The sequence below is a fragment of the Amycolatopsis oliviviridis genome, from assembly GCF_014654365.1.
GTDB classification, from domain to species: Bacteria; Actinomycetota; Actinomycetes; order Mycobacteriales; family Pseudonocardiaceae; genus Amycolatopsis; species Amycolatopsis oliviviridis.
This window is the reverse complement of the sequence record NZ_BNAY01000003.1, coordinates 91,903-112,648: the sequence shown is the minus strand read 5'-3', so window position 1 is coordinate 112,648 and position 20,746 is coordinate 91,903. Positions and strand designations below refer to the sequence as shown.

Genomic DNA, 20,746 nt, shown 5'->3' with positions numbered 1-20,746 from the left:
CCCGAGGAGCCACCATGAAGAAGCAGTTGAGGACCGTCCTGGCCACAGCCTTCGCAATCCTCGCCGTCGTCCTCTCCGCACCGGCCGTGTCCGCCTCGGCGACGGTCGCGGCCCAGCCGGACTGCGTCCGGCCCTGCCACTTCTGATCTTCGTCACCTAGAGCAGCCCCGGGGGTCGCGCCCCTCGCGACCCGCGACATGCGTGGAGGGGGGATCCGGTTCCCCCGACGTACCGGGTTCCCCCTCCGCCCCAGCGCGTTTAGTCCTCTGAACGCGGTTTACGGCTCGAAGGCGTTGCCCGTCGCGATCTTCGGCCGCCCCAGTTCCACCGGTTCCCCGATCCGGGCCCGCCGGTAGACCGCGACCGTCGCTTCCGCGATCCGGCCCCAGTCGAAGTCCGCGGCCAGGCGCGATTGCGCGGTCAGCGCCCGCCGCGCCGCGGCGACCTCGTCGTCCAGCACCGCCTCGACGGCGTCCCCGAGCGCGTCGACGTCGCCGGGGCTGAAGGCCAGGCCGGTCTCGCCGTCGACGACGACCTCCCCGAGCCCGCCCGCGGTGGACGCCACGAGCGGCGCCTTCGCCGCGGCCGCTTCCAGGGCGACGATCCCGAACGGTTCGTAGCGGCTGGGCAGCACGACGGCGTCGGCGGCGGCCAGGATGGCGCGCAGTTCCCGGTCGGACAGGTGCCCGACGAAGTCCACGGCGCGGCGGACGCGCAGCTTGCGCGCCTGGTCGACCAGTTCCTCCAGATGCCTGCCCTTGCCGGCGACGACCAGCCGGGTCCCCGGTTTGGCGCGGCGGATCCGGGGGAGCGCGGCGAGCAGGTCCTGCACGCCCTTCTCCCATTCCAGCCGTCCGAAGTAGAGCAGCAGCGGCGCGCCGGAGGGGCTGTAGACCTCGCGCGCGTGCGCGACCTCTTCCGCGGGCACCTGCCAGGTGCGTTCCTCGATGCCGTTGTGGATCACGGTGACCGCGTCGCCGTCGACCTCGAACAGATGCGCCACCTCGCGGCGCATGGCCTGCGAACAGGTGATCAGCGCGTCCGAGCGGTTCGCGAGCCACCATTCGACCGAGTGAACCTGCTGGTTCAGCGGATGCGAGAGCCAGCCGGAGTGCCGTCCGGCCTCGGTGGCGTGGATCGTGCCGACCAGCGGGACCCGCGCGGCCTCGGCGATCGCGATCGCGGGGTGGGTGACCAGCCAGTCGTGCGCGTGCACGACGTCCGGCTGCCATCCGCGCAGCAGATCGGTCGCGGCGCGGACCATCGCGTGCCCCATGGCCAGCGTCCACGCGACGAGGTCCCGTTCGAAGGTCACGTGCAGCGGATCCTCGGCGACCCGGATGATCCGCACGCCCTCGACCACGCGATCGGTCCTCGGATGGGTCTCGGCGTCGGTGCCCGCCGTGTGACGGCACAGGACGACCACGTCGTGCCCTTGCCGGGCGAGGTGCCTGGCCAGGGCGTGGACGTGCCGTGCGAGTCCGCCGACGACCACGGGTGGGTACTCCCACGACAACATCAGCACGCGCATGGGTGGAGGTTACTCGTGAGTCGGTGGTCACCGGGACGGGGCGATCACCCATCGGTGAAAGCCGGGCGAGGGCGACAGGGGCGGCGATCTTTGCCACCATCGGGTCGATGACGTCCTCGGTGAACGCGGCCGAACCGGCCTTCAAGCCCGTCGAACCGGTCCTGTCGACCCCGTGGTCGGCGCAGGTCGGGCCCGGCAACGCGCTGCCGGAGTACCCGCGTCCGCGGCTGGTCCGGAAACGCTGGCTGAACCTCAACGGCGTCTGGGAGTACGCGGGGGACGGATCGCCCGGCCGGAACGGGTACGGCGAGCGGATCCTGGTGCCGTTCCCGCCGGAATCGGCGCTTTCCGGTATCGGCAGGCGCGACGAAACCCTGTGGTACCGCAAGGTTTTCCAGGTCCCGTCCGACTGGGACGGACAGCGGGTGCTGCTCCATTTCGGCGCCGTCGACCAGTCCGCGACGGTCTGGGTCAACAACCAGGAGGTCGCCGTCCACGAAGGCGGGTACACGGCCTTCAGCGCGGACATCACCGACGTGCTGCGGCCGTCGGGATCGCAGGAACTGACCGTCCGGGCGATCGACCGGACCGACGCTTCGATCCATCCCATCGGCAAGCAGCGGAACGCTCCGAAGGGGATCTTCTACACCGCCGCGTCGGGCATCTGGCAGACCGTCTGGCTGGAGCCGGTGCCGCCCGCGCACGTCTCGGATCTCCTGCTGACCCCGGACCTCACCGGGGTGACGGTTGTGCCGAAGGTCACAGGTGGCGCTCACGCGGAAGCGATCGTCAGCGAGCCCGGCGGCCCGGAGGTGTCGCGCGTCGCGGGGGACGCGGGACGGCCGTTGCGCGCGGAGGTGCCTTCGCCGCGCTTGTGGACGCCGGACGATCCCTACCTCTACGACCTCGAAGTCCGCCTGCTGGACGAGAGCGGCACCGTGCTCGACGTCGTCGAGTCCTACACCGGGCTCCGTACGATCGGGACGGTCACCGACACCGCGGGCAGGCCGCGGATCGCGCTCAACGACCGGATCACCTTCCTGCACGGCCCGCTCGACCAGGGGTACTGGCCGGACGGGATCCACACCGCCCCCACCGACGAGGCGCTGCGGTCCGATCTGGAGAAGACCAAGGAGTTCGGCTTCAACTTCGTCCGCAAACACGTCAAGGTCGAGCCGGAGCGCTGGTACCACTGGGCGGACAAGCTGGGCCTGCTCGTCTGGCAGGACATGCCCTCGCTGACCGTCTCCTTCGACGGCCCGCCCGGGCCCGCGCCCGACCCGGTTCCCGAGGCGAAGGGGCGGTTCGAAGCCGAACTGACCGAGATGATCGAGCAGCTGCGCGGGGTGACCTCGATCGTCGGCTGGGTGCCGTTCAACGAGGGCTGGGGCGAATTCGACACCGCGCGGATCGCGAAGCTGGTGAAGGACCTCGACCCGACCAGGCTCGTCGTCGCGAACAGCGGGGTGAACTGCTGCTTCTCGCGGCCGGACACCGGCGCGGGCGACGTCTACGACGACCACACCTATGTCGGGCCGGGGAAGCCCGCGGTGACGGACCATCGGGTGATCGTCGACGGCGAGTACGGCGGCCTCGGCCTGGTCCTCGACGGACACCGCTGGCCGGGCGAACCGCAGGCTTACGAGATGACACCGACCCCGGCACAGCTGACCAAGCGCTATGCCGAGGTCAGTGAGCACCTCGAACGGATCGTCGCCGGAACCGGGCTTTCCGGCGCGATCCTCACCCAGACCACCGACGTCGAGAACGAGGTCAACGGGCTGCTCACCTACGACCGTCGGGTGACGAAGGCGGATCTTCCCGCCGTCGCCGCCCGCAACCGCGCGGTCATCGAGGCGGGTCAGTCCGGCTGAGCCTCCACCGGTCCGCCGGAATCACGGACCCGGACGGGCACCCCGAGCAGCTGAGAAGGCAGCTGCCCGGGGTCGTGACCGGGGATCATCCAGACGTCGATGGTGGGCGCCCCCTCGGCCTCGCCTTGTCCGACCCCGACCACTCCGGGGACGTCGTCGAGCCACCGCGACGCCGTGACGAGCGCGGCGTCGACCGCGCCGGAATCGGACCCGTTTTCGGCCACTACGGGGACACCCTGATCCCGAGCGCGGCCTCGACCAGCGTGATCCGGTTGACCACGGTGACCGCGGGAGAACCGGCGAAAAGCAGGCCGACGGCCTGGTCGGTGTTCAGCTCCGCCACGACGCTGCCCGAGTCGCCACCGGCCGACATGTTGGTGGTGAGCAACTGGTTCGCGAACCGGGCCACCCGGCCGCCGCCGTAGTTGACGTCGACGGTGGCGTTGATGTTCGTGATCCGCCCGGTCGTCCAGTTGGTCGTCCGCCCGGTCTTCTGCACCGCCAGGCCGACGGTCGGCGCCGGGTTGACGCCCCGGAGGTCGCCGACCCAGAAGATCCGCCGGTCGAGGTCGTGGAACTGGCCTTCGGCGACCGCCGCGTCGACGAAGTTCAGCGGGACCGGCTGTCCGGGGGTGATGAACTTGATCGGCACGTACCGGCTCAGTCTGGCGATGATGTCGCTGGGGATGACGCCGCCGTCGAACGGGCCCGGCTGCAGGATCGGGTCGCCGATCGCCGCGGCGTTGGTGTTGGCCAGCACGTGGTTGTTGCTCAGGATGTAGAACCTCGGCGGTATGCCGGGCAGCGACGTGGCGTCGTAGACGGCCGTGCCGTACGTGCCGGCGGTGATCTGGAAGTGACCGACGCTCAGCCCGCCGAACGCCGGGCGGAAACGCCTGGCCAGGGTCAACGGATCGACGGCCTCGCGGGAGGTTTCGGCCCGGCCCGCCGGTGACGGCGCGGGTGCCTCGTCGAGCGACGGGGAGGCACCGTTGGTCTTCGGCGCCGAGATGGTCCGGCCCGCTTGCAGCACCCCGACCTGCTGGACGTCGGTGGGCACACCGGACAGTTCCGCCGGGACCAGGTCGTCGTCACGGAGCAGTTCGCTCGGCAGCTTCGTGTCGACCAGTACCGTGATCGCCTTTTCCCCGGTGTCCGTTCCACCCGACCATTTCGTGCCGAGCGCGACACCCACGACGTTCTGCTTGTCGAGAAGAGCGTCCTCTTCGGCCGCCTGCACGGTGGCGAGTGAGAGGAATTCCTTGGGTAGCATGTTCTTTTCGATCATGTCGGCCACACTTTTCTGGTTGTCGGCTTTGACAAGTGCGGGCTCGGACGAATGTCTTCCCAGTGGTTTGTGGAGAGCCCCGACGAAAGTCTTCCCCTGGGTGGCGGGGTCGCGCCATAGTGCAATCGGGTACACCGATTCACCCGTGTATGGCAGGAATTCCCTTGTGCGGCAAGGCTTTGTGATTGATCCACCGGCCATCGCGCGAGCGGCCGGGGCATCCAGGGACTTTGGTCACCGGTTTTCCGGAAAAGGAAACGGGCGGGTTACCGGAGATCACTCCGGCAACCCGCCCGTGTCGTGGCGAATCGTGTGTCAGCCGCCGATCGCGGCGTCGATCGCCTCGGTGATCGTCTCGTCTTCGGGCTCGGTGCGCGGCCGGAATCGGCCCACCACTTCACCGGACGGGGCGACGAGGAACTTCTCGAAGTTCCACTGCACGTCGCCCGCGGCGCCCTCCGCGTCGGCGGCCTTGGTGAGCTCGGCGTAGAGCGGGTGCCGCGTCTCCCCGTTGACGTCCAGCTTTTCGAAGAGCGGGAACGAAACCCCGTACGTCGTCGAGCAGAAGGTCTGGATCTCCTCGGCGGTGCCCGGTTCCTGGCCCGCGAACTGGTTGCACGGGAACCCGACGACGGAGAAACCCTTGCCCGCGTAGCGTTCCTGCAGCTTTTCCAGTCCGGTGTACTGCGGCGTCAGGCCGCACTTCGACGCCACGTTCACCACCAGCAACGTCTTGCCTTCGAGCGCGCCGAGCGTGGTGTCTTCGCCCGACAGCGTCTTCAGCGGGATGTCGTGGATCCCCATGGTTCCCCTTTCGTCATTTCTTCAGCAGATCACGCGCGTCGACGTGACCGAACGGCCCGTCGTCGCGCCGGAACGCGGCCGCCGTCTCCCGGGCCCGCTCGTGCGCGCCGTCGCGCAGCAGTCCGGCGAGCGTGTCGAACCGGTCGGTGTGCGCCTTCGCCCGCCGCCGCGCGTAGTCGGCGGCGGAGTCCTTGGTGACCATGAACGCCCAGTCGCTCGAAAGCGCCAGCATCGCCTCGGCGACGGCCTGATCGCGGACGGCGTCACGGGTCGTGGTGTCCATTCCGGTGACGAGGTCGAGCATCCGGTGCTGCAGCGCGGAGTTGTCCCGCACCATGTCGGCGACCTGTTCGCCGTCCCAGACCCGCCAGTCCTTGCCCGAACCCCACGACGACGCCGGGAGATCGACCCGCCCGCCGAGGTGCCCCGCTTCGAGCGCGCCCTTGAGCGTGGTGACGCGGACACCCGCCTCGGGCAGCGCGCGCAGGACACCTTCGAGCCAGGCCGGGCCCTCGTGCCACCAGTGCCCGAACAGTTCCGTGTCGTACGCGGCGACGACGAGCGATTCGCGGCCGTGCTCGGCCTTGAGCGAGCGCAGGCGGGAGACGACGGTGTCGACGAAGTCCTGGACGTGGCCCCCGAGCGTGGCCGCCGCCATCGCCGGGTCGTACGGCGCCTTGTCCGGTGGCTCGATGGTCTTGCCGGTCACCCGCGACGGCTTGAGGCCGACCTCGTGCGCCCAGGTGTGGAAATCGCGATAGGCGGCGTGGCCGGGATATCCGGCCTTCGGCGACCAGACGCGGTACGTGACTTCGAGATCGCGGCCGAAGCAGACGACGTCGGAATCGCCGACGGTCCGCGCCGCCGAGGTGTCGCCGTGCAGCGACGGCCCGTCGACCATGAACCGCTGGACCCCCGCTGCCGCGTACCCGGTTTCCATTCCGGGCGCGTAACCGCATTCAGGTGCCCAAATGCCTTCGGGGCGCCGCCCGATCCGCAACGCGGTGTCGGCGAGGCCGCCGCGCAGCATGAAGTCGCGGACCGCCGGGTCGAGCAGCGGCTGGAACGGATGCGCCAGCGGGCCGCCGAGCAGCTCGATCGTCCCGTTGTCCACAAAGGACCGAAGGATCGGCGAGAAACCGTGCCGCCAGCGGGTTTCGAGTTCTTCGGACGCCTTGACCGCCGTCCGGTACTCGCTCGCGGCGAGGTCGCGCAGCAGCGGGTCGCCACGCCAGAGCGTGGACGCGTGCCATGAGCGCAGCTGCCAGTGTCCGAGCCAGTCGTGGAAGGCGTCGATGCAGTACGGGTCGTCGAGCTGGGCGGCGAGGATCGGTGTCATGCCGAGGGTGAGGACGTCCTCGCGACCTTCATCGGCGAAGCGGCGCAGGAGGTCGACCATCGGCAGGTAGGAGTGCGCCCAGGCCTGGTAAAGCCATTCCTCGCCGACCGGCCAGGACCCGTGGTGCGGCAGCCACGGCAGGTGGCTGTGCACGACGAGGCAGAACGTGCCCTCGTACTCGCTCATGGGCGCACCGCCACGGCGACCAGGTCGAGACTGGCGTCGAGGTCTTCACCGTGGACGGCGAAATCCGCGGCCTGGATGCCTTCGACGTCGGCGAGCAGCTCCGCGGGCCAGGTCGCCTGACCGGGCAGCTGCCCCATGACGACGTCGAGCTGGGCGTCGATGATCGAACCGCCGTACTTGGCGTCGAGCTTCGCGACCCCTTCGCCGTGGTGGAGGCCGTGCAAGGTCTCGACCTCGAACCCGGCGTCACGCAGCAGTCCGTCCAATTCGGACGGTGCGAGCTCCCTGGTGTGGAACGGGTTGAGCGGGGTGTCGCTGTCCGGGGTGAAGGTCAGCCGGTTGGGCGTGGTGACGATCAGCCGGCCGCCGGGGGAGAGCACGCGGTGGCATTCGGCGAGGAAGGCGCCCTGGTCCCAGAGGTGTTCGATCACCTGGAAGTTGGCGACGACGTCGACCGAGGCGTCGCGCAGCGGCAGGAACACGAGGTTCGCCCTGGCGACGCCGACGCTCGCGTAGCGGCGGGCGACGTGCTCGGTGGTGGGGACGTCGTAGTCGAGCGCGAGCACCCGCCCGGCGACGGTGGCGATGAGCCCGGCGCCGTAACCCTCGCCGCAGCCGGCCTCCAGGACGGTCTTGCCTTCGCACAGCGGCAGGAGATGGGCGTACGCCGCTTCGTGGCGGCGGAACCAATAGTTCTCCTCGGCGATGCCCGGCACGGTGCGCTCACCGGTGAGGTGCAGCGCTTCGGCCCTGGTGGCTGGGGTGGTCACGCCGCGACCCTACCGGCCGGTCACTTCCCGCTCCGTCGCAGTTCGTCCTCTGGATGCGGTCCTTGCGCGCGCAACTACCGCATCCAGAGGACGAAACGCGTGTCACGTTTCGCGGCGCTGTCCAGTCCAGAAGACATGCAACGGACAATCACGCGCGTACTGCTCGTCGTCTTCGGCCTCGTCGAACTGCCCGTCGGGCTGTGGCCGCTGCTCAGCCCGGACGGCTTCTACCGGGACTTCCCCGGCTTCCGTACCGGCTGGGTCGCCATGGACGGCCCCTTCAACGAACACCTGCTCCGCGACTTCGGCGGCCTCAACCTGGCGCTCGCCGCGATCCTGATCGGCGCCGCCGTGATCGGGACGACGGCCGTGGCCAGGCTCGCGGCGCTCGCGACCTTCCTCTTCGGGCTGCCGCACTTCCTCTACCACCTGGGCCACGTCTCGCATTTCGAGCCGGTGGACCAGGTGCTGATCGTCGCGACGACGGCGCTGGGCGCGGTGCTCCCGCTGGTGGTGGCGCTGATCCCGTCGAAGCGGGCTACACCGGCGACACCGTGATGCCGATGGCGCCGGGACCGAGGTGGGCACCGAGGATCATGCTGGCGTCGACCAGGGTGCTGTCGACCATTTTGGGCAGCCGCGCCCGCAGCCGCCCGCCGATCTCCAGATCGCGTTCGTCCGGGCCGAACCGGGTGATGGCGATCTCGACGTCCTGATCGCCCGCGCAGTCCACCGCGAGGTCGACGAGTTTGGTGAGGGCCCGCCGCTGGCCCGGCACCCGGGTCAGCGGGGCGACCTCGCCGTTCTTCAAGGTCAGCAGGGGTTTGATCGAGAACGCGGAGCCGAGGAACGCCTGCGCGGCGCCGATCCGGCCGCCGCGGCGCAGGAACTCCAGCGTGTCGACGTAGAGGATCTCCCGGCTGCCGCGGAAGCGGCGTTCGGCCGCGTCGATGACGCGCGTGGCCTGCCCTCCGGCGGCGGCGACCTTGGCCGCCGACGTCGCCGCGAAACCGAGGCTCATCCCGGTGGTCCCGCTGTCGAGGACGTGGACGGGGATGTTCACCTGCTGGGCGGCCTCGCGGGCGGCGTTCACCGTCTCCGACATCCGTCCCGAGATGTGGACGCTGACGATCGCCGAGGCGCCCTTGCTCGCGGCGTCCTGGAAAGCCCAGAAGAACGCGGCGACCTCGGGCGGCGCCGTCCTCACCGGCGTCCCGGCGCGCAGATGGTCGATGATCTCTTCGCGGTCGTAGCGGTTCTCCTCGTCGAACTGCTCTCCGACCTGCAGTTGGACCTGAACGACGCCGATTCCCCAGCGTTCGGCGACCGGGGCGGGAAGGCAGGCGGTCGAGTCCGTGATCACGGCGACAGGGCCGGGCATGGAACGCATGGTGCGGCAGGTTAACCCTTCCCCTCTGCCGGGAGTACCCCCGAGTACGGCCGTTCGGGTTAGTCGCGCGGTTACACTCACTTCCGGGTGAAATACCTGGACGATGGTCCCACTAAAACGTGCATCCAGGTGAATGAGGTCACCTCGGCGGGCCGCGGGACTGAAATGGCCCTAATCTACCGGCCAGTAGAGCTGTTGCCCCGTGGCCGACGCCGGCCACTAACGGGAGGTCGAAGTAGACCCATGACGAACATCGTTGTCCTGGTCAAGCAGGTACCGGACACCTACTCGGAGCGGAAGCTCTCCGGTGCCGACAACACTCTTGACCGCGAATCCGCCGACGCCGTGCTCGACGAGATCAACGAGAAGGCCGTCGAAGAAGCCCTGAAGATCAAGGAAGCCGGCGAGGGCGAGGTCACCGTCGTCTCGGTGGGTCCCGACCGCGCGACCGACGCGATCCGCAAGGCGCTGTCCATGGGCGCCGACAAGGCCATCCACGTCTCCGACGAGGCCCTGCACGGTTCCGACGCGATCGCCACCGCCAAGGTGCTGGCCGCCGCGATCTCGAAGGTCGAAGGCTTCGACCTGGTCATCACCGGCAACGAGGCCTCCGACGGCCGCGGTGGCGCCGTGCCGGCGATCATCGCCGAGCTGCTCGGCCTGCCGCAGCTGACCCACGTGAACGAGCTGACCGTCGAGGGCACCTCGATCAAGGCCGACCGCTACACCGAGGACGGCGTCACGCACCTCGAGGCGAACCTGCCCGCGGTCGTCAGCGTCGGCGAGAAGATCAACGAGCCGCGCTACCCCTCCTTCAAGGGGATCATGGCCGCCAAGAAGAAGCCGGTCGAGACGCTGACCGTCGCGGACCTGGGCCTCGACGCCGGCGAGGTCGGCCTCGGCAACGCCTGGTCGTCCGTGCTCGAAGCCTCCCCGAAGCCGCCGCGCACCGCCGGTGAGCGCGTCGAGGACGAGGGCGACGGCGGCAGCAAGGTGGCCGCCTACCTGGTCGCGCAGAAGCTCATCTGAGACAGGTTACGAGGAGGAATAGGGAAATGGCTGAAGTACTCGTCCTCGTCGACCACGTCGACGGTGAAGTCAAGAAGGTCACGCTCGAGCTGCTGACCGCCGCTCGGGAACTGGGTGAGCCGTCCGCGGTCGTCGTCGGCCCGACCGGCACCGCCGCCAAGGCGAAGGAAGCCCTCGCCGCGCACGGCGCCGCCAAGGTGTACGTCGCCGAGGGCGACAACGCCACCGGCTTCCTGGTCACCCCGAAGGTGGACGTCCTCGCCGCGCTGGCGGAGCGGACCTCCCCGGCCGCCGTGCTCGTCGCGGCCAGCGCCGAGGGCAAGGAGGTGTCCGCCCGGGTCGCGGTCCGCCTCGGCTCCGGTCTGCTGTACGACGCCGTCGGCGTGAACGGCGACGGCAGCGTCGACCAGTCCATCTTCGGTGGCGCGTTCTCCGTGAAGTCCAAGTCCACCAAGGGTGTCCCGGTCATCTCGGTCCGCCCGGGCGCGGTCGAGGCGACCCAGGCCGACGGTGCCGCCGCCGAGGAGACCGTCGAGGTCCCCGCCGGCGACCCGGCGAAGTCCGCCAAGGTCACCGGTGTCGAGCCGATCGTCGGTGGCGACCGTCCGGAGCTGACCGAGGCCTCGGTCGTCGTCTCCGGTGGCCGCGGTGTCGGCTCGGCCGAGAAGTTCGACGTCGTCGAGACGCTGGCCGACTCGCTCGGCGCGGCCGTCGGTGCTTCCCGCGCCGCCGTCGACTCGGGCTACTACCCGGCGCAGTTCCAGGTCGGCCAGACCGGTAAGACGGTCTCGCCCCAGCTGTACATCGCGCTGGGCATCTCCGGCGCGATCCAGCACCGGGCCGGCATGCAGACCTCGAAGACCATCATCGCGGTCAACAAGGACGCCGAGGCGCCGATCTTCGAGATCGCCGACTTCGGTGTGGTGGGCGACCTGTTCAACGTCGCGCCGCAGCTGACCGAAGAGGTCCAGAAGCGCAAGGGCTGAGTCTCGCATTCAGCGAAGGGGCCGCCGGGATCAATTTCCCTGGCGGCCCCTTTTCTGTGACCCGGAAGTGATCTTCCACCCTGAGAGAAGCCTGAGAACCCGCAATTAACTGAACGTGCACTAATCGGCCATCGGGCGCATTGTCGTTGGTACCCCTCCAGGGGTAGACCTTGGTTATGACGACGTCACAGCTCCTCGTCAGTACTGACCAGGCAGGTGTCGAACTCCCGGCCGACGCGCCGCGCTACTCCCTCCTCGTGGCCAACGGGAATGAAGAAGTCGTAGCCGCGCAGCGTCTCCGTCATCAGGTTTTCGCCGAGGAAATGGGAGCGACGCTCAATTCGCTCGAACCCGGCCTCGACGTCGACTACTTCGACGAGTTCTGCGACCACCTCGTGGTGCGCGACGACAACACCGGCGAGATCGTGGGCACGTACCGGATGCTGCCGCCCGATCGGGCCGCGCGAGCGGGAAAGCTGTACTCCGACAGCGAATTCGACCTCACGGCGCTCGATTCACTGCGTCCTTCGCTGGTCGAGACGGGCCGTTCGTGCGTGCATCCCGACCACCGCAGCGGCGCCGTGGTGAGCCTCGTCTGGGCGGGGATCGGGCGCTACATGCTGCTGGCCGGTCACCGGTACCTCGCGGGCTGCGCGTCCGTACCGCTGAACGACGGCGGGGTCTACGCGGCAGGCGTCTGGGATGTCCTGCGCGCCAAGCATTACGCGGACGAATCCCTTCGGGTGAAGCCGTTGCGCCCGTGGCGGACCGAAGGCGTCGAGCGGCCCGGCCGCGCGATCCTCCCGCCGCTCATCAAGGGCTACACGCGCCTGGGCGCGAAAACCTACGGCCCGCCCGCGCTGGACGAGGATTTCGGCGTCGCGGATTTCTTCGTCCTGCTGGATCTGCACAACGTCGACGAGCGGTATCTCAAGTTCTTCCTGGGGGAGCAGGGATGACCCACTCCTGGATGCCGAAGTCGCCGTGTGGCGACGGCTGCCTGACCGAAGGGGCGCCGACCGTGGCGTTCCCGCGGCGTGTCCTGCGGTTCACCGCGGCGATCGGCGTCATCTTCGGCGCCTTCCTCGCCGCGCCGCTGGTGCTCGTGCTGCGCGGCATGCCCCGGGAACGGTTGGTGCGCCTGCTGTTCGCCGGGATCCTTCGCTCGTTCGGGGTACGGCTGCGCGTCCTCGGTGACGAACGGTTCCGCGCCGTGCCGGGCCGCGGCGCGCTCGTGGTGAACAACCACATCTCGTGGCTGGACATCATCGCGGTCAACGCCGTCCAGCCGATGCGGGCGCTCGCCAAGAAGGAGGTCGGCACCTGGCCGGTGCTCGGCCTGCTGGTCCGCCGCGGCGGCAGCATCTTCCTCGACCGGGAGAACCTGCGGAGCCTGCCCGCGACCATGGACGAACTCGCCGACGCGATGCGCGGCGGATCACTCGTCAGCGTCACCCCGGAAGGCACCACGTGGTGCGGCCTGGGCTCGGGCCGGTTCCGCCCGGCGACCTTCCAGGCCGCGATCGACGGCGGTGTCCCGGTGCGGCCGCTCGCGCTGCGCTTCCGGCTCGCCGACGGGCGGGAGACGACACAGCCGGCGTTCATCGGGCCGGAGTCGCTCATCGCCTCGCTGCGGCGGGTGGCGGCTCTGCGCGGTCTGGTGCTGGAGGTGCACGTGTGCCCGGAGATCGCGCCGGGCCGCGCTTCGGACCGGCGGGAACTGGCCGCGCTGGCGGAATCCGCGGTGCAGGCGGCGCTGGGACGGGTGCAGATCCCGGCACAGCGGCGGCGGCGCGCCTTCGCTCCTGCCCCCGTCGTGAAAGTGCCCACTCAGTAACCCACGCGTGCAATGAAGGGGCCTTTCATAGCAAAATTTGCTATGAAAGGCCCCTTCATTGCAGCTGGGGGTTGACACACCTCGGCATCAAGACAGCGTCAGCGTGATCTTCCCGCCCGCGTGCCCCGTCGCGCTTTCCCGGTGCGCCTCCGCGGCATCAGCCAGCGCGTAAGCGGTCCCCAGCTTGAGCTTCAGCCCACGCGAGACGAGATCCTCCAGCACCGCGGCGGTCTGCTCCCCGCCCGCCGAGAACTTCAGTCCCTGCGCGTACGCGGCCGGGTCGGCGATGGTGATCAGCCGGTCGGGTGACCCGAGCAGGTCGACGGAGTCGGCCAGGACGCCGAAGCCCGCCGCGTCGAACACCGCGTCGACGCCGTCCGGCGCGGCCGAGCGGACCCGCGAAACCCAGCCGTCGCCGTACTGCACCGGAACCGCGCCGAGTTCCTTCACCTCGTCCAGCGACGAAGCGCCCGCCAGCCCGATGACCGTGGCGCCCAGTGCGACCGCGGCCTGCGTCGCGACCCGGCCGACCTGGCCGCTCGCCCCGTGGAGCACGAGCGTTTCGCCCGGCTTGATCTCCAGTTCGCCCAGCACGCGCAACGCCGTCTCACCGGCGACGGGCAGCGCGGCGGCTTCTGCCCACGAAAGCCCGGCGGGTTTGCGGGTGAGCTTGCTCGCCAGCGCGTACTCCGCGTAGGACCCGGTGTCGGCCCAGCCGAAGACCTCGTCCCCGACGGCGAATCCGGCGCCCTCGCCCACGGCGTCCACCACGCCCGCGAATTCGTGGCCGAGGATGTGTGGGAACTCGACCGGGTAGACCTCCACCATGGCACCGGACCGGATCTTCCAGTCGATCGGGTTGACGCCGGCGGCCTTGACCGCGACCCGCACCTGACCCGGGCCGGGCTCCGGCACCGGCGCCTCGGCGGACCGCAGGACGTCGGTGTCGCCGTACTGGGTGATGGTGATCGCTCGCATGTTCACTCCTGTTTCGGTTGTCTTCGCTGCGATCAGTCAAGCGCCGCCCGCACCCCGCCCGAACCACTCGGACGAGCAGTGTTCACTAGCCGGGCGAGCAGCGTCGCCCACGATGGACGCGCCTACTGTGGAGTCATGGACGAGTGGACGGATCCGCTGTACGTGCTGAGCCAGGTCGAGCACATGCTCGCCGCCACGCGCGCCGAACTCCTGCCGCGTTTCTCCGCCGCGGCCGCGGCCGTCCTGCCGCACCGGGCCGCCGCCATGGAGACCGGTGACTGTTCCCGGATCCCGATCAAGGTCCACGGCGATCCCGTGATCACCGCCGCGGTCACGAGCGCGGAGCTGCAGCGGCTCGCCGCGCTCGGCGTCCCGGGGCAGGCGGTGGTGACCGAGGAGACGCTCGGCGGGAAGCGGCGGAAACTCGTCGTCCTGACGTCGGCGCCGGTGATCGGCAAGGGCGCCATGATCGCGCTCGTCCCCACCGAGGACGCGCCCGCGGACAACGCGCTCGAGATCGCCGCCAAGTTGTGGGGCATCGTCAGCGTCAGCGCCGCCCAGCGTGCCACGGATCCCGAACCCGAGATCATCGCGAGCAACCTGGCGGCCGCGACCGCGCGGGCGCAGACGATCACCGATCTGGGGCAGACCCACGCGACCACGCTGGCGTCCCTGCTCGCCGTGTTGCGGTCCCGTCAGCTCGGCGACGCCGCCGCCCGCCAGACGGCGACCGACCTCGCCGCGGCCGCGCTCGTCGAACTGCGCTCGGTCGCCGATCGTGATCAGGAGCTCTCGGCGGAACCGGCGTCGGCGGCGTTCGACACCCTCGCCGCGCAGCTGGATCCCTTGGTGCGCCACAACGACATGACCGTCGACCTCGCCGGGCCCGACGACGACCGGCCACTCCCGCAGGACATCGCGCACACCGCGCGCACGGTCACCCGGGGCCTCGTGCTCGCCGCGCTGGAACGTGGCAGCTCCCGCGTCCGCGCTTCCTGGCTGATCGACGGCGGAGGTCTCCGGATCACCGTGCGCGACGACGGCCCGGACGTCGCCCGCGCCGTGCCTTCCCCCGGTCTCACCGAGCGGATCACCCCGCTCGACGGCCGCTGGGAGGTCGACGCCGTCCCCGGCTGGGGCGCCACGATCACCGCGATCCTGCCGCTGGGGGTCGCGGAGACCCCGGAGCTGCGCCCGCTGGACAGGCTGAACTCGCGTGAACTCGAAGTCCTCGCCGGGATCGCGCTCGGCAAGCGGAACCGGCAGATCGCCGAAGAGCTCCAGCTGACCGAGCACACGGTGAAATTCCACGTGCGGAAGATCCTGGGAAAGCTGGAAGTCACCTCACGCGGCGAGGCCGCGGTGCTGGCGCGGGAGCTGCGGCTGGCGCCCGTCAGTGCTTGACCTCCACCGAACTGGAGGTTGCAGGCTCGTCGTATGACGATCACTGGGGACAAGGCGAAGCCGAAGGGTGTCCTTTGGACGCCGGAACACCGTGTGACCACCGTCGGGCTGCTGCTCATGGTCACGCTCATCGCGTTCGAGAGCATGGGTGTCGCGACCGCGATGCCGACGATGGTCGCCGATCTCGACGGCCTCGCCCTGTACGCCTGGCCCTTCACCACCTTCCTGGTCGCGAGCGTCGTCGCGACCGTCCTGTCCGGGCGGCTGGGTGATCGCAAGGGCCCGGCGCCCGCGCTGCTCGCCGGGACCGCGTTGTTCGCGGTCGGGCTGCTGGTGGCGGGGCTCGCGCACGACATGCCGGTGCTCCTGCTCGGCAGGGCGCTGCAGGGTTTCGGTTCCGGGCTCCTGCTGGTCTCGGTGTCGCTGCTGATCGCGCTCACCTTCAGTGACCGCGAACGCCCGGTGATCTACGCCGCCAACGCCGCCGCGTGGGTGCTGCCTGCGGTGATCGGGCCGTCGATCGCGGGCGTGGTGACCGTGAGCGTCGGCTGGCGCTGGGTGTTCCTCGGGCTGATCCCGCTGACCGCCATCGGCGTCGGACTGCTGGTCGTCGTCACCCGGAAACTGCCCCGGCACGTGCCCGGCGAGTCCGCGCGCCGCGCCGGGGTCGTGCCCGCGGTGGTCGCCGCCCTCGGTGTCGCCGCGCTCACCTGGGCGGCGCAGCACCCGTCGCTCGCCGCGCTGGCCTACGGCGGTGCCGGACTGGCGGCCCTGGCGTACGCGCTCCGCAAACTCCTGCCCGCCGGGACACTGACGTCGCGGCCGGGGTTGCCGACAGTGATCGCTTCGCGCGGGCTGATCGCGGGCGCGTACGCCGGGATGGAGGCGTACCTGCCGCTCACGATGACCGAGGTCCACGGGTACAGCCCCGCGCTGGCCGGACTGCCGCTGACGGTGACCGCGCTGGGCTGGTCGGCGGGGTCGATGCTGCAGGGCCGCATGCTCGACTGGTCGCGCGAGGCTTCCCTGCGGACCGGATTCGCGCTGGTCGCGGCCGGTCTGGCGATCTTCGTCTTCGTCCCGCTGCCCTCGTTCCCCGCCTGGATGGCGTTCGTGGCGTCGGCGATCGGCGGCTCCGGGATGGGCATCGCGATGCCCGCGATCTCGGTGCTGCTGCTCCGCTACTCGCCGGAGGCCGAACGCGGGTTCAACACCTCGGCGCTCCAGCTCGGCGACTGGGTCGGATCGGCCCTGACCATCGGTTTGGGCGGGGTTCTGCTCGCTTCGCTGGCGTCGGCGAAGGAGCCGACGGTGGCGATCTTGGTGCTTTCGGTGCTGCTGACCGGCATCGCGCTGCTCGGGGTGCGGCTCACCGGCCGGTGGCCTTCGGCTATGAGCGGGGCCACCCGCTGACCAGGGTGGGCTTGGTCACGCCCCGGAGCGGTCTACCCTGGTAAGGCGATGACCTATCTCGACCACGCGGCGACCACCCCGATGTTGCCCGAAGCCGTAGCGGCGATGTCCGAGGCGCTGTCCACAGTGGGCAACGCCTCCGCGCTGCATTCCTCGGGCCGCCGGGCCCGCCGCCGGGTCGAAGAGGCCCGTGAGGTGATCGCGGAGGCGCTGGGCGCCCGGCCGTCCGAGGTGATCTTCACCGCCGGTGGCACGGAGAGCGACAACCTCGCGGTCAAGGGCATCTTCTGGGCCCGCCACGGCGAGGACCCGAAACGCCGCCGGGTGCTGTGCAGCACCGTCGAGCACCACGCCGTCCTCGAATCGGTCGAGTGGCTGGAGCAGCACGCGGGCGCCGAGATCGTCTGGGTCGAGGCCGACCAGGCGGGCCGGGTGTCCCCGGAGTCGCTGCGCGAGGCCATCGGCGAGGAGCCCGAGACGGTCGCGCTGGCCACCGTGATGTGGGCGAACAACGAGGTCGGCACGGTCAACCCGATCGCCGAACTGGCCGCCGTCTGCGCCGGACACGAGATCCCGCTGCACACCGACGCGGTCCAGGCCGTCGGCGCTGTTCCGGTCGACTTCGCCGAGAGCGGCGCAGCCGCGCTGACCCTGACCGCGCACAAACTGGGCGGCCCGTACGGCGTCGGCGCGCTGCTGCTCGGGCGCGACACCGCGTGCGTGCCGGTGCTGCACGGCGGCGGCCAAGAGCGCAGCGTGCGCTCGGGCACCCTCGACGTTCCCGCGGTGATCGCGTTCGCGACCGCGGTGAAGGCCACGGTCGAAGGCCGCGAGGAGTACGCCAAACGCGTCGCCGAACTGCGGGACGACCTGATCGAAGCGGTCCGGCGCGAGGTGCCGGACGTGGTGCTCAACGGCGGCGAGGGCGAGCGCCTGCCGTCGCACGCCCATTTCACCTTCCCCGGTTGCGCGGGTGACAGCCTGTTGATGCTCTTGGACGCCAAGGGCATCGAATGTTCCACTGGATCGGCGTGCACGGCGGGTGTCGCGCAGCCGAGCCACGTGCTGCTGGCCATGGGTGCCGATCCGGCGGCCGCGCGCGGGTCGCTGCGGTTCTCGTTCGGGCATACCTCGGCGCCGGAGGACGTTGAAGCGGTTTCGAGGGAGATCGCGGGCGTCGTCGACAGGGCGAGGCAGGCGGGACTCGCCGGAATGCGCAAGCAGACGCAGAAGCAAGAGGTGTGAGGAAGATGCGCGTACTGGCCGCGATGAGCGGGGGAGTGGACTCGGCGGTGGCCGCCGCGCGCGCCGTGGACGCCGGGCACGAGGTCGTCGGCGTGCACCTGGCGCTGTCGGCGAAGCCCGGCACGCTGCGCACGGGATCCCGCGGCTGCTGCACGATCGAGGATTCGGGCGACGCGCGCCGCGCCGCCGACATCCTCGGCATCCCTTTCTACATCTGGGACTTCGCCGAGCGCTTCACCGAAGAGGTCATCGAGACCTTCGTCGGCGAGTACGCCGCCGGCCGGACGCCGAACCCGTGCGTCACCTGCAACGAGAAGATCAAGTTCGAGGCGTTGCTGGACAAGGCGATGGCGCTCGGCTTCGACGCCGTCGCCACCGGGCACTACGCCCGTCTATCCCTTGTGGACGGTGTGCCGGAGCTGCGGCGCAGCGTCGACTCGGGCAAGGACCAGTCCTACGTGCTGGCTTCGCTGACCCCGGAGCAGCTGCGGCATTCGCTGTTCCCGCTGGGTGATTCGTGGAAGACCGACGTGCGCGCCGAGGCCGAGAGCCGAGGCCTGTCGGTGGCGAAGAAGCCGGACAGCCACGATATCTGCTTCATCCCGGACGGGGACACGAAGAGCTTCCTGGAGAAGCGGCTCGGTCAGCGTCCCGGGCAGCTCGTCGACGCCGAGACCGGCGCCGTGCTCGGCGAGCACACCGGCGTGCACGGCTTCACCGTCGGGCAGCGCAAGGGACTCGGCATCGAGGCGCCGGCGCCGGACGGGCGGCCGCGCTACGTGCTTTCGCTGGAGCCGGTTTCGGGCACCGTGAAGGTCGGCTCCGCGCGGGACCTCGGCGTGAACGTGATCGAGGCGAACCGCCCGATCTGGCCGAGCGAACGGCCGCTGGACGGTCCGACCGAATGCGTCGTCCAGGTACGCGCGCACGGCGGGATCGTCGAGGCCGTCGCAGAAGTCTCCGGCGACTCGGTCACCATTCAGCTGCGGGAGCCGCTGCGCGGCGTCGCTCCGGGGCAGGTCGTCGTGCTGTACCGCACCGACGCGGCCGAAGGCGATCTGGTGCTCGGCAGCGCGAAGATCTCCGGGACCCGCTGACCTCTCGCATTTCGTCCTCTGAATGCGGTCCTTGCGCGTGCAACTACCGCATCCAGAGGACGAAATGCGGGGACCCGCTAGAACTTCAGCTTGAAGCCGGTGTGCGTGGCCTCGAAACCGAGGCGTTCGTAGAACCGGTGCGCGTCCTCGCGTTTCACGTCCGATGTCAGCTGAACCAGCGCGCAGCCCCGCCGCCGGGACTCCTCGATGGCCCACGTCATCAGCTCGCCGCCGAGGCCGGAACCGCGGTGGCTCGCGCGCACCCGGACGGCCTCGATCTGCCCGCGCAGCGCGCCTTTCCTGGCCAGACCGGGAATGATCGACAGCTGGAGCGTGCCGACGGCCTCCCCGGCGTCGTCGGCGACGATCAGCAACTGCGCCGGATCGGCGTCGATCTCCTCGAAGGCCTTGAGATACGGCGTGAGGTCGCCGGTGGAATCACGGGTGCTGCCGATCTGGTCGTCGGCGAGCATGCCGACGATCGCCGCGACGTCCTCACACCGGGCACGGCGGATGGTGATCATCGGTAGCAGCGCACCCCGTCGGTCTCGGTCGCAGTCAGTTTCCCCTGGGCCACCAGCAGATCCAGATGCGAACCGGTCTCGAGGACGGCGAGCATCTGGTTGAACGGGTCCATCTCGCCGAGCTCGCGCTTACGGCGCGTCCAGCCCAGCCGGAGCGCGACCTCGTACGCCGTCGTGACGTCCGGGGTGATCTTGGCGCCCATGACCTCCAGGCGATCACGGTGGTGCTCCAGCAGTTCGTCCACGCGGGCGTGGACGCTGTCGGTGACGCGGCCGTGCGCGGGCAGCATGCGCCGGTCCGGCATCTCGCGCACGAGGCGCAGGGAGTCGAGATAGTCGCTCAGCGGGAGGTCCGCGGGCACCGGCTGGAATCCGATGGACGGCGTGATGTGCGGCAGCACGTGGTCGCCGGAGAACACCAGTCCCGCTTCGTCGTCGACGAAGACGACGTGCCCGGCCGTGTGGCCCGGCGTGTGCACGACGTCGAATTCGCGTCCGGGCACGATCGCGCGCTTGCCGGGGGCGAGCCACTCGTCGGGCTGTTCCCACAGATGCGCCTCGGTGTGCCGGACCCCGCCGAAAGCCTTGGCCAGCACGTCGACGACGGGGCCCGCGCCGCAGCGCTTCAGCAGGTCGACCTGCGCCTCCATCGGGAAGCGGTCCGGATCGCCGGATCGCGTCAGCGACGGCTCTTCCAGCTTCCCGAGCCCGACCTTGCCGCCGAACTCGCGGCGCAGTTCCACGGCCATCGTGTAGTGATCGCGATGGACGTGGGTGATCAGGAACTCGTCGATGTCGCCGAGGTCGGCGCCGAGCGCCTTCAGCCCGCGCGAAAGCCGTTCGCGTGCGGATTCCAGCGCCCAGCCCGAGTCGACGAGGACCAGCCGGGTGCCGTCGGTGACGACGTAGACGTTGACCGCGCGCAACGCGTCGTGCGGCAAGGGCAGCGGGATCCGGTGGACCCCCGGCGAAACCGTGTAGACGCCTGGCTCGGCCCAGTCCCGTTCGCCGTCTTCGGGCAACGGCTCCATGGTGACCTCCGTCCCGGACG

At 70.1% G+C, this 20,746-nt stretch carries 21 protein-coding genes; 11 read left to right on the top strand and 10 right to left on the bottom strand.

What is annotated here, in order from left to right; genetic code table 11:
* Positions 1–14: 14 nt before the first annotated feature.
* Positions 15–146, top strand: a complete 132-nt coding sequence (locus IE302_RS43080) for a hypothetical protein (protein WP_268246752.1) — start codon at positions 15–17, stop codon at positions 144–146.
* A 131-nt stretch (positions 147–277) separates the two neighbouring features.
* Here the strand turns inward: IE302_RS43080 and IE302_RS13560 are convergent, their stop codons facing one another.
* On the bottom strand, positions 278–1,531 hold the full coding sequence (locus IE302_RS13560; protein ID WP_191254883.1) for a glycosyltransferase family 4 protein: 1,254 nt from the start codon (positions 1,529–1,531) through the stop codon (positions 278–280).
* 107 nt (positions 1,532–1,638) lie between these two features.
* Here IE302_RS13560 and IE302_RS13555 point away from each other — a divergent pair, with 107 nt between their 5' ends.
* Positions 1,639–3,405, top strand: a complete 1,767-nt coding sequence (locus tag IE302_RS13555) for a glycoside hydrolase family 2 protein (protein WP_191254882.1) — start codon at positions 1,639–1,641, stop codon at positions 3,403–3,405.
* Here the strand turns inward: IE302_RS13555 and IE302_RS13550 are convergent.
* From IE302_RS13550 to IE302_RS13530, 5 genes are all read right to left on the bottom strand, one after another.
* Positions 3,393–3,629 carry a hypothetical protein gene (locus IE302_RS13550; RefSeq protein ID WP_191254881.1) on the bottom strand — a complete coding sequence of 79 codons (237 nt, stop codon included), beginning with the start codon at positions 3,627–3,629 and terminating at the stop codon, positions 3,393–3,395. The genes IE302_RS13555 and IE302_RS13550 overlap by 13 nt on opposite strands.
* On the bottom strand, positions 3,629–4,693 hold the full coding sequence (locus IE302_RS13545; RefSeq protein ID WP_191254880.1) for a chymotrypsin family serine protease: 1,065 nt from the start codon (positions 4,691–4,693) through the stop codon (positions 3,629–3,631). Before IE302_RS13545 ends, IE302_RS13550 begins: the two co-directional genes overlap by 1 nt.
* Before the next feature lie 315 nt (positions 4,694–5,008).
* Entirely contained in the window at positions 5,009–5,497 is a 489-nt protein-coding gene (locus tag IE302_RS13540) for a glutathione peroxidase (protein ID WP_191254879.1), read from the bottom strand.
* Positions 5,498–5,510: 13 nt separating this feature from the next.
* Positions 5,511–7,022 (bottom strand): 1,4-alpha-glucan branching protein domain-containing protein, encoded by a 1,512-nt coding sequence (locus IE302_RS13535; protein WP_191254878.1) that lies wholly within the window; start codon positions 7,020–7,022, stop codon positions 5,511–5,513.
* Positions 7,019–7,792 carry a class I SAM-dependent methyltransferase gene (locus IE302_RS13530; protein ID WP_191254877.1) on the bottom strand — a complete coding sequence of 258 codons (774 nt, stop codon included), beginning with the start codon at positions 7,790–7,792 and terminating at the stop codon, positions 7,019–7,021. Before IE302_RS13530 ends, IE302_RS13535 begins: the two co-directional genes overlap by 4 nt.
* 135 nt (positions 7,793–7,927) lie before the next feature.
* Here IE302_RS13530 and IE302_RS13525 point away from each other — a divergent pair, with 135 nt between their 5' ends.
* Positions 7,928–8,350 (top strand): hypothetical protein, encoded by a 423-nt coding sequence (locus IE302_RS13525; protein WP_191254876.1) that lies wholly within the window; start codon positions 7,928–7,930, stop codon positions 8,348–8,350.
* On the opposite strand, the gene IE302_RS13520 is transcribed toward IE302_RS13525, so the two are convergent.
* Positions 8,331–9,182, bottom strand: coding sequence for a DegV family protein (locus IE302_RS13520; RefSeq protein ID WP_191254875.1), 852 nt, complete (start codon positions 9,180–9,182; stop codon positions 8,331–8,333). The genes IE302_RS13525 and IE302_RS13520 overlap by 20 nt on opposite strands.
* A gap of 243 nt (positions 9,183–9,425) precedes the next feature.
* On the opposite strand from IE302_RS13520, the gene IE302_RS13515 reads away from it, so the two are divergent.
* The 4 genes from IE302_RS13515 (at position 9,426) to IE302_RS13500 (ending at position 13,034) form a co-directional block, all read left to right on the top strand.
* The gene (locus IE302_RS13515) at positions 9,426–10,211 is read left to right on the top strand and encodes an electron transfer flavoprotein subunit beta/FixA family protein (protein WP_005161964.1); all 786 of its coding nucleotides are present in this window, start codon (positions 9,426–9,428) and stop codon (positions 10,209–10,211) included.
* Between the two features lie 26 nt (positions 10,212–10,237).
* Positions 10,238–11,197, top strand: a complete 960-nt coding sequence (locus IE302_RS13510; protein WP_191254874.1) for an electron transfer flavoprotein subunit alpha/FixB family protein — start codon at positions 10,238–10,240, stop codon at positions 11,195–11,197.
* A 176-nt stretch (positions 11,198–11,373) separates the two neighbouring features.
* Complete coding sequence (locus IE302_RS13505; RefSeq protein WP_191254873.1) at positions 11,374–12,156, top strand: GNAT family N-acetyltransferase; 783 nt, start codon at positions 11,374–11,376, stop codon at positions 12,154–12,156.
* Positions 12,153–13,034, top strand: coding sequence for a lysophospholipid acyltransferase family protein (locus tag IE302_RS13500; protein WP_191254872.1), 882 nt, complete (start codon positions 12,153–12,155; stop codon positions 13,032–13,034). The genes IE302_RS13505 and IE302_RS13500 overlap by 4 nt, the downstream gene beginning before the upstream one ends.
* An 87-nt stretch (positions 13,035–13,121) precedes the next feature.
* Here IE302_RS13500 and IE302_RS13495 read toward each other — a convergent pair whose 3' ends face one another.
* Positions 13,122–14,012, bottom strand: coding sequence for an NADP-dependent oxidoreductase (locus IE302_RS13495; RefSeq protein WP_191254871.1), 891 nt, complete (start codon positions 14,010–14,012; stop codon positions 13,122–13,124).
* A gap of 135 nt (positions 14,013–14,147) precedes the next feature.
* Here IE302_RS13495 and IE302_RS13490 point away from each other — a divergent pair, with 135 nt between their 5' ends.
* Genes IE302_RS13490 through mnmA form a run of 4 tightly spaced genes read left to right on the top strand, consistent with a single transcriptional unit; the run spans position 14,148 to position 19,171 of the window.
* Entirely contained in the window at positions 14,148–15,416 is a 1,269-nt protein-coding gene (locus IE302_RS13490; protein WP_191254870.1) for a helix-turn-helix transcriptional regulator, read from the top strand.
* A gap of 18 nt (positions 15,417–15,434) precedes the next feature.
* On the top strand, positions 15,435–16,829 hold the full coding sequence (locus tag IE302_RS13485) for an MFS transporter (RefSeq protein ID WP_268246751.1): 1,395 nt from the start codon (positions 15,435–15,437) through the stop codon (positions 16,827–16,829).
* Positions 16,830–16,877: 48 nt separating this feature from the next.
* Positions 16,878–18,074 carry a cysteine desulfurase family protein gene (locus IE302_RS13480; RefSeq protein WP_191254868.1) on the top strand — a complete coding sequence of 399 codons (1,197 nt, stop codon included), beginning with the start codon at positions 16,878–16,880 and terminating at the stop codon, positions 18,072–18,074.
* A gap of 5 nt (positions 18,075–18,079) precedes the next feature.
* Entirely contained in the window at positions 18,080–19,171 is a 1,092-nt protein-coding gene (mnmA, locus tag IE302_RS13475; RefSeq protein WP_191254867.1) for a tRNA 2-thiouridine(34) synthase MnmA, read from the top strand.
* A 77-nt stretch (positions 19,172–19,248) separates the two neighbouring features.
* Here the strand turns inward: mnmA and IE302_RS13470 are convergent, their stop codons facing one another.
* Complete coding sequence (locus IE302_RS13470; protein WP_191254866.1) at positions 19,249–19,695, bottom strand: GNAT family N-acetyltransferase; 447 nt, start codon at positions 19,693–19,695, stop codon at positions 19,249–19,251.
* Positions 19,692–20,726: an MBL fold metallo-hydrolase gene (locus IE302_RS13465; RefSeq protein WP_191254865.1), complete on the bottom strand. Its 1,035-nt coding sequence runs from the start codon at positions 20,724–20,726 to the stop codon at positions 19,692–19,694. Before IE302_RS13465 ends, IE302_RS13470 begins: the two co-directional genes overlap by 4 nt.
* Positions 20,727–20,746 lie beyond the last annotated feature (20 nt).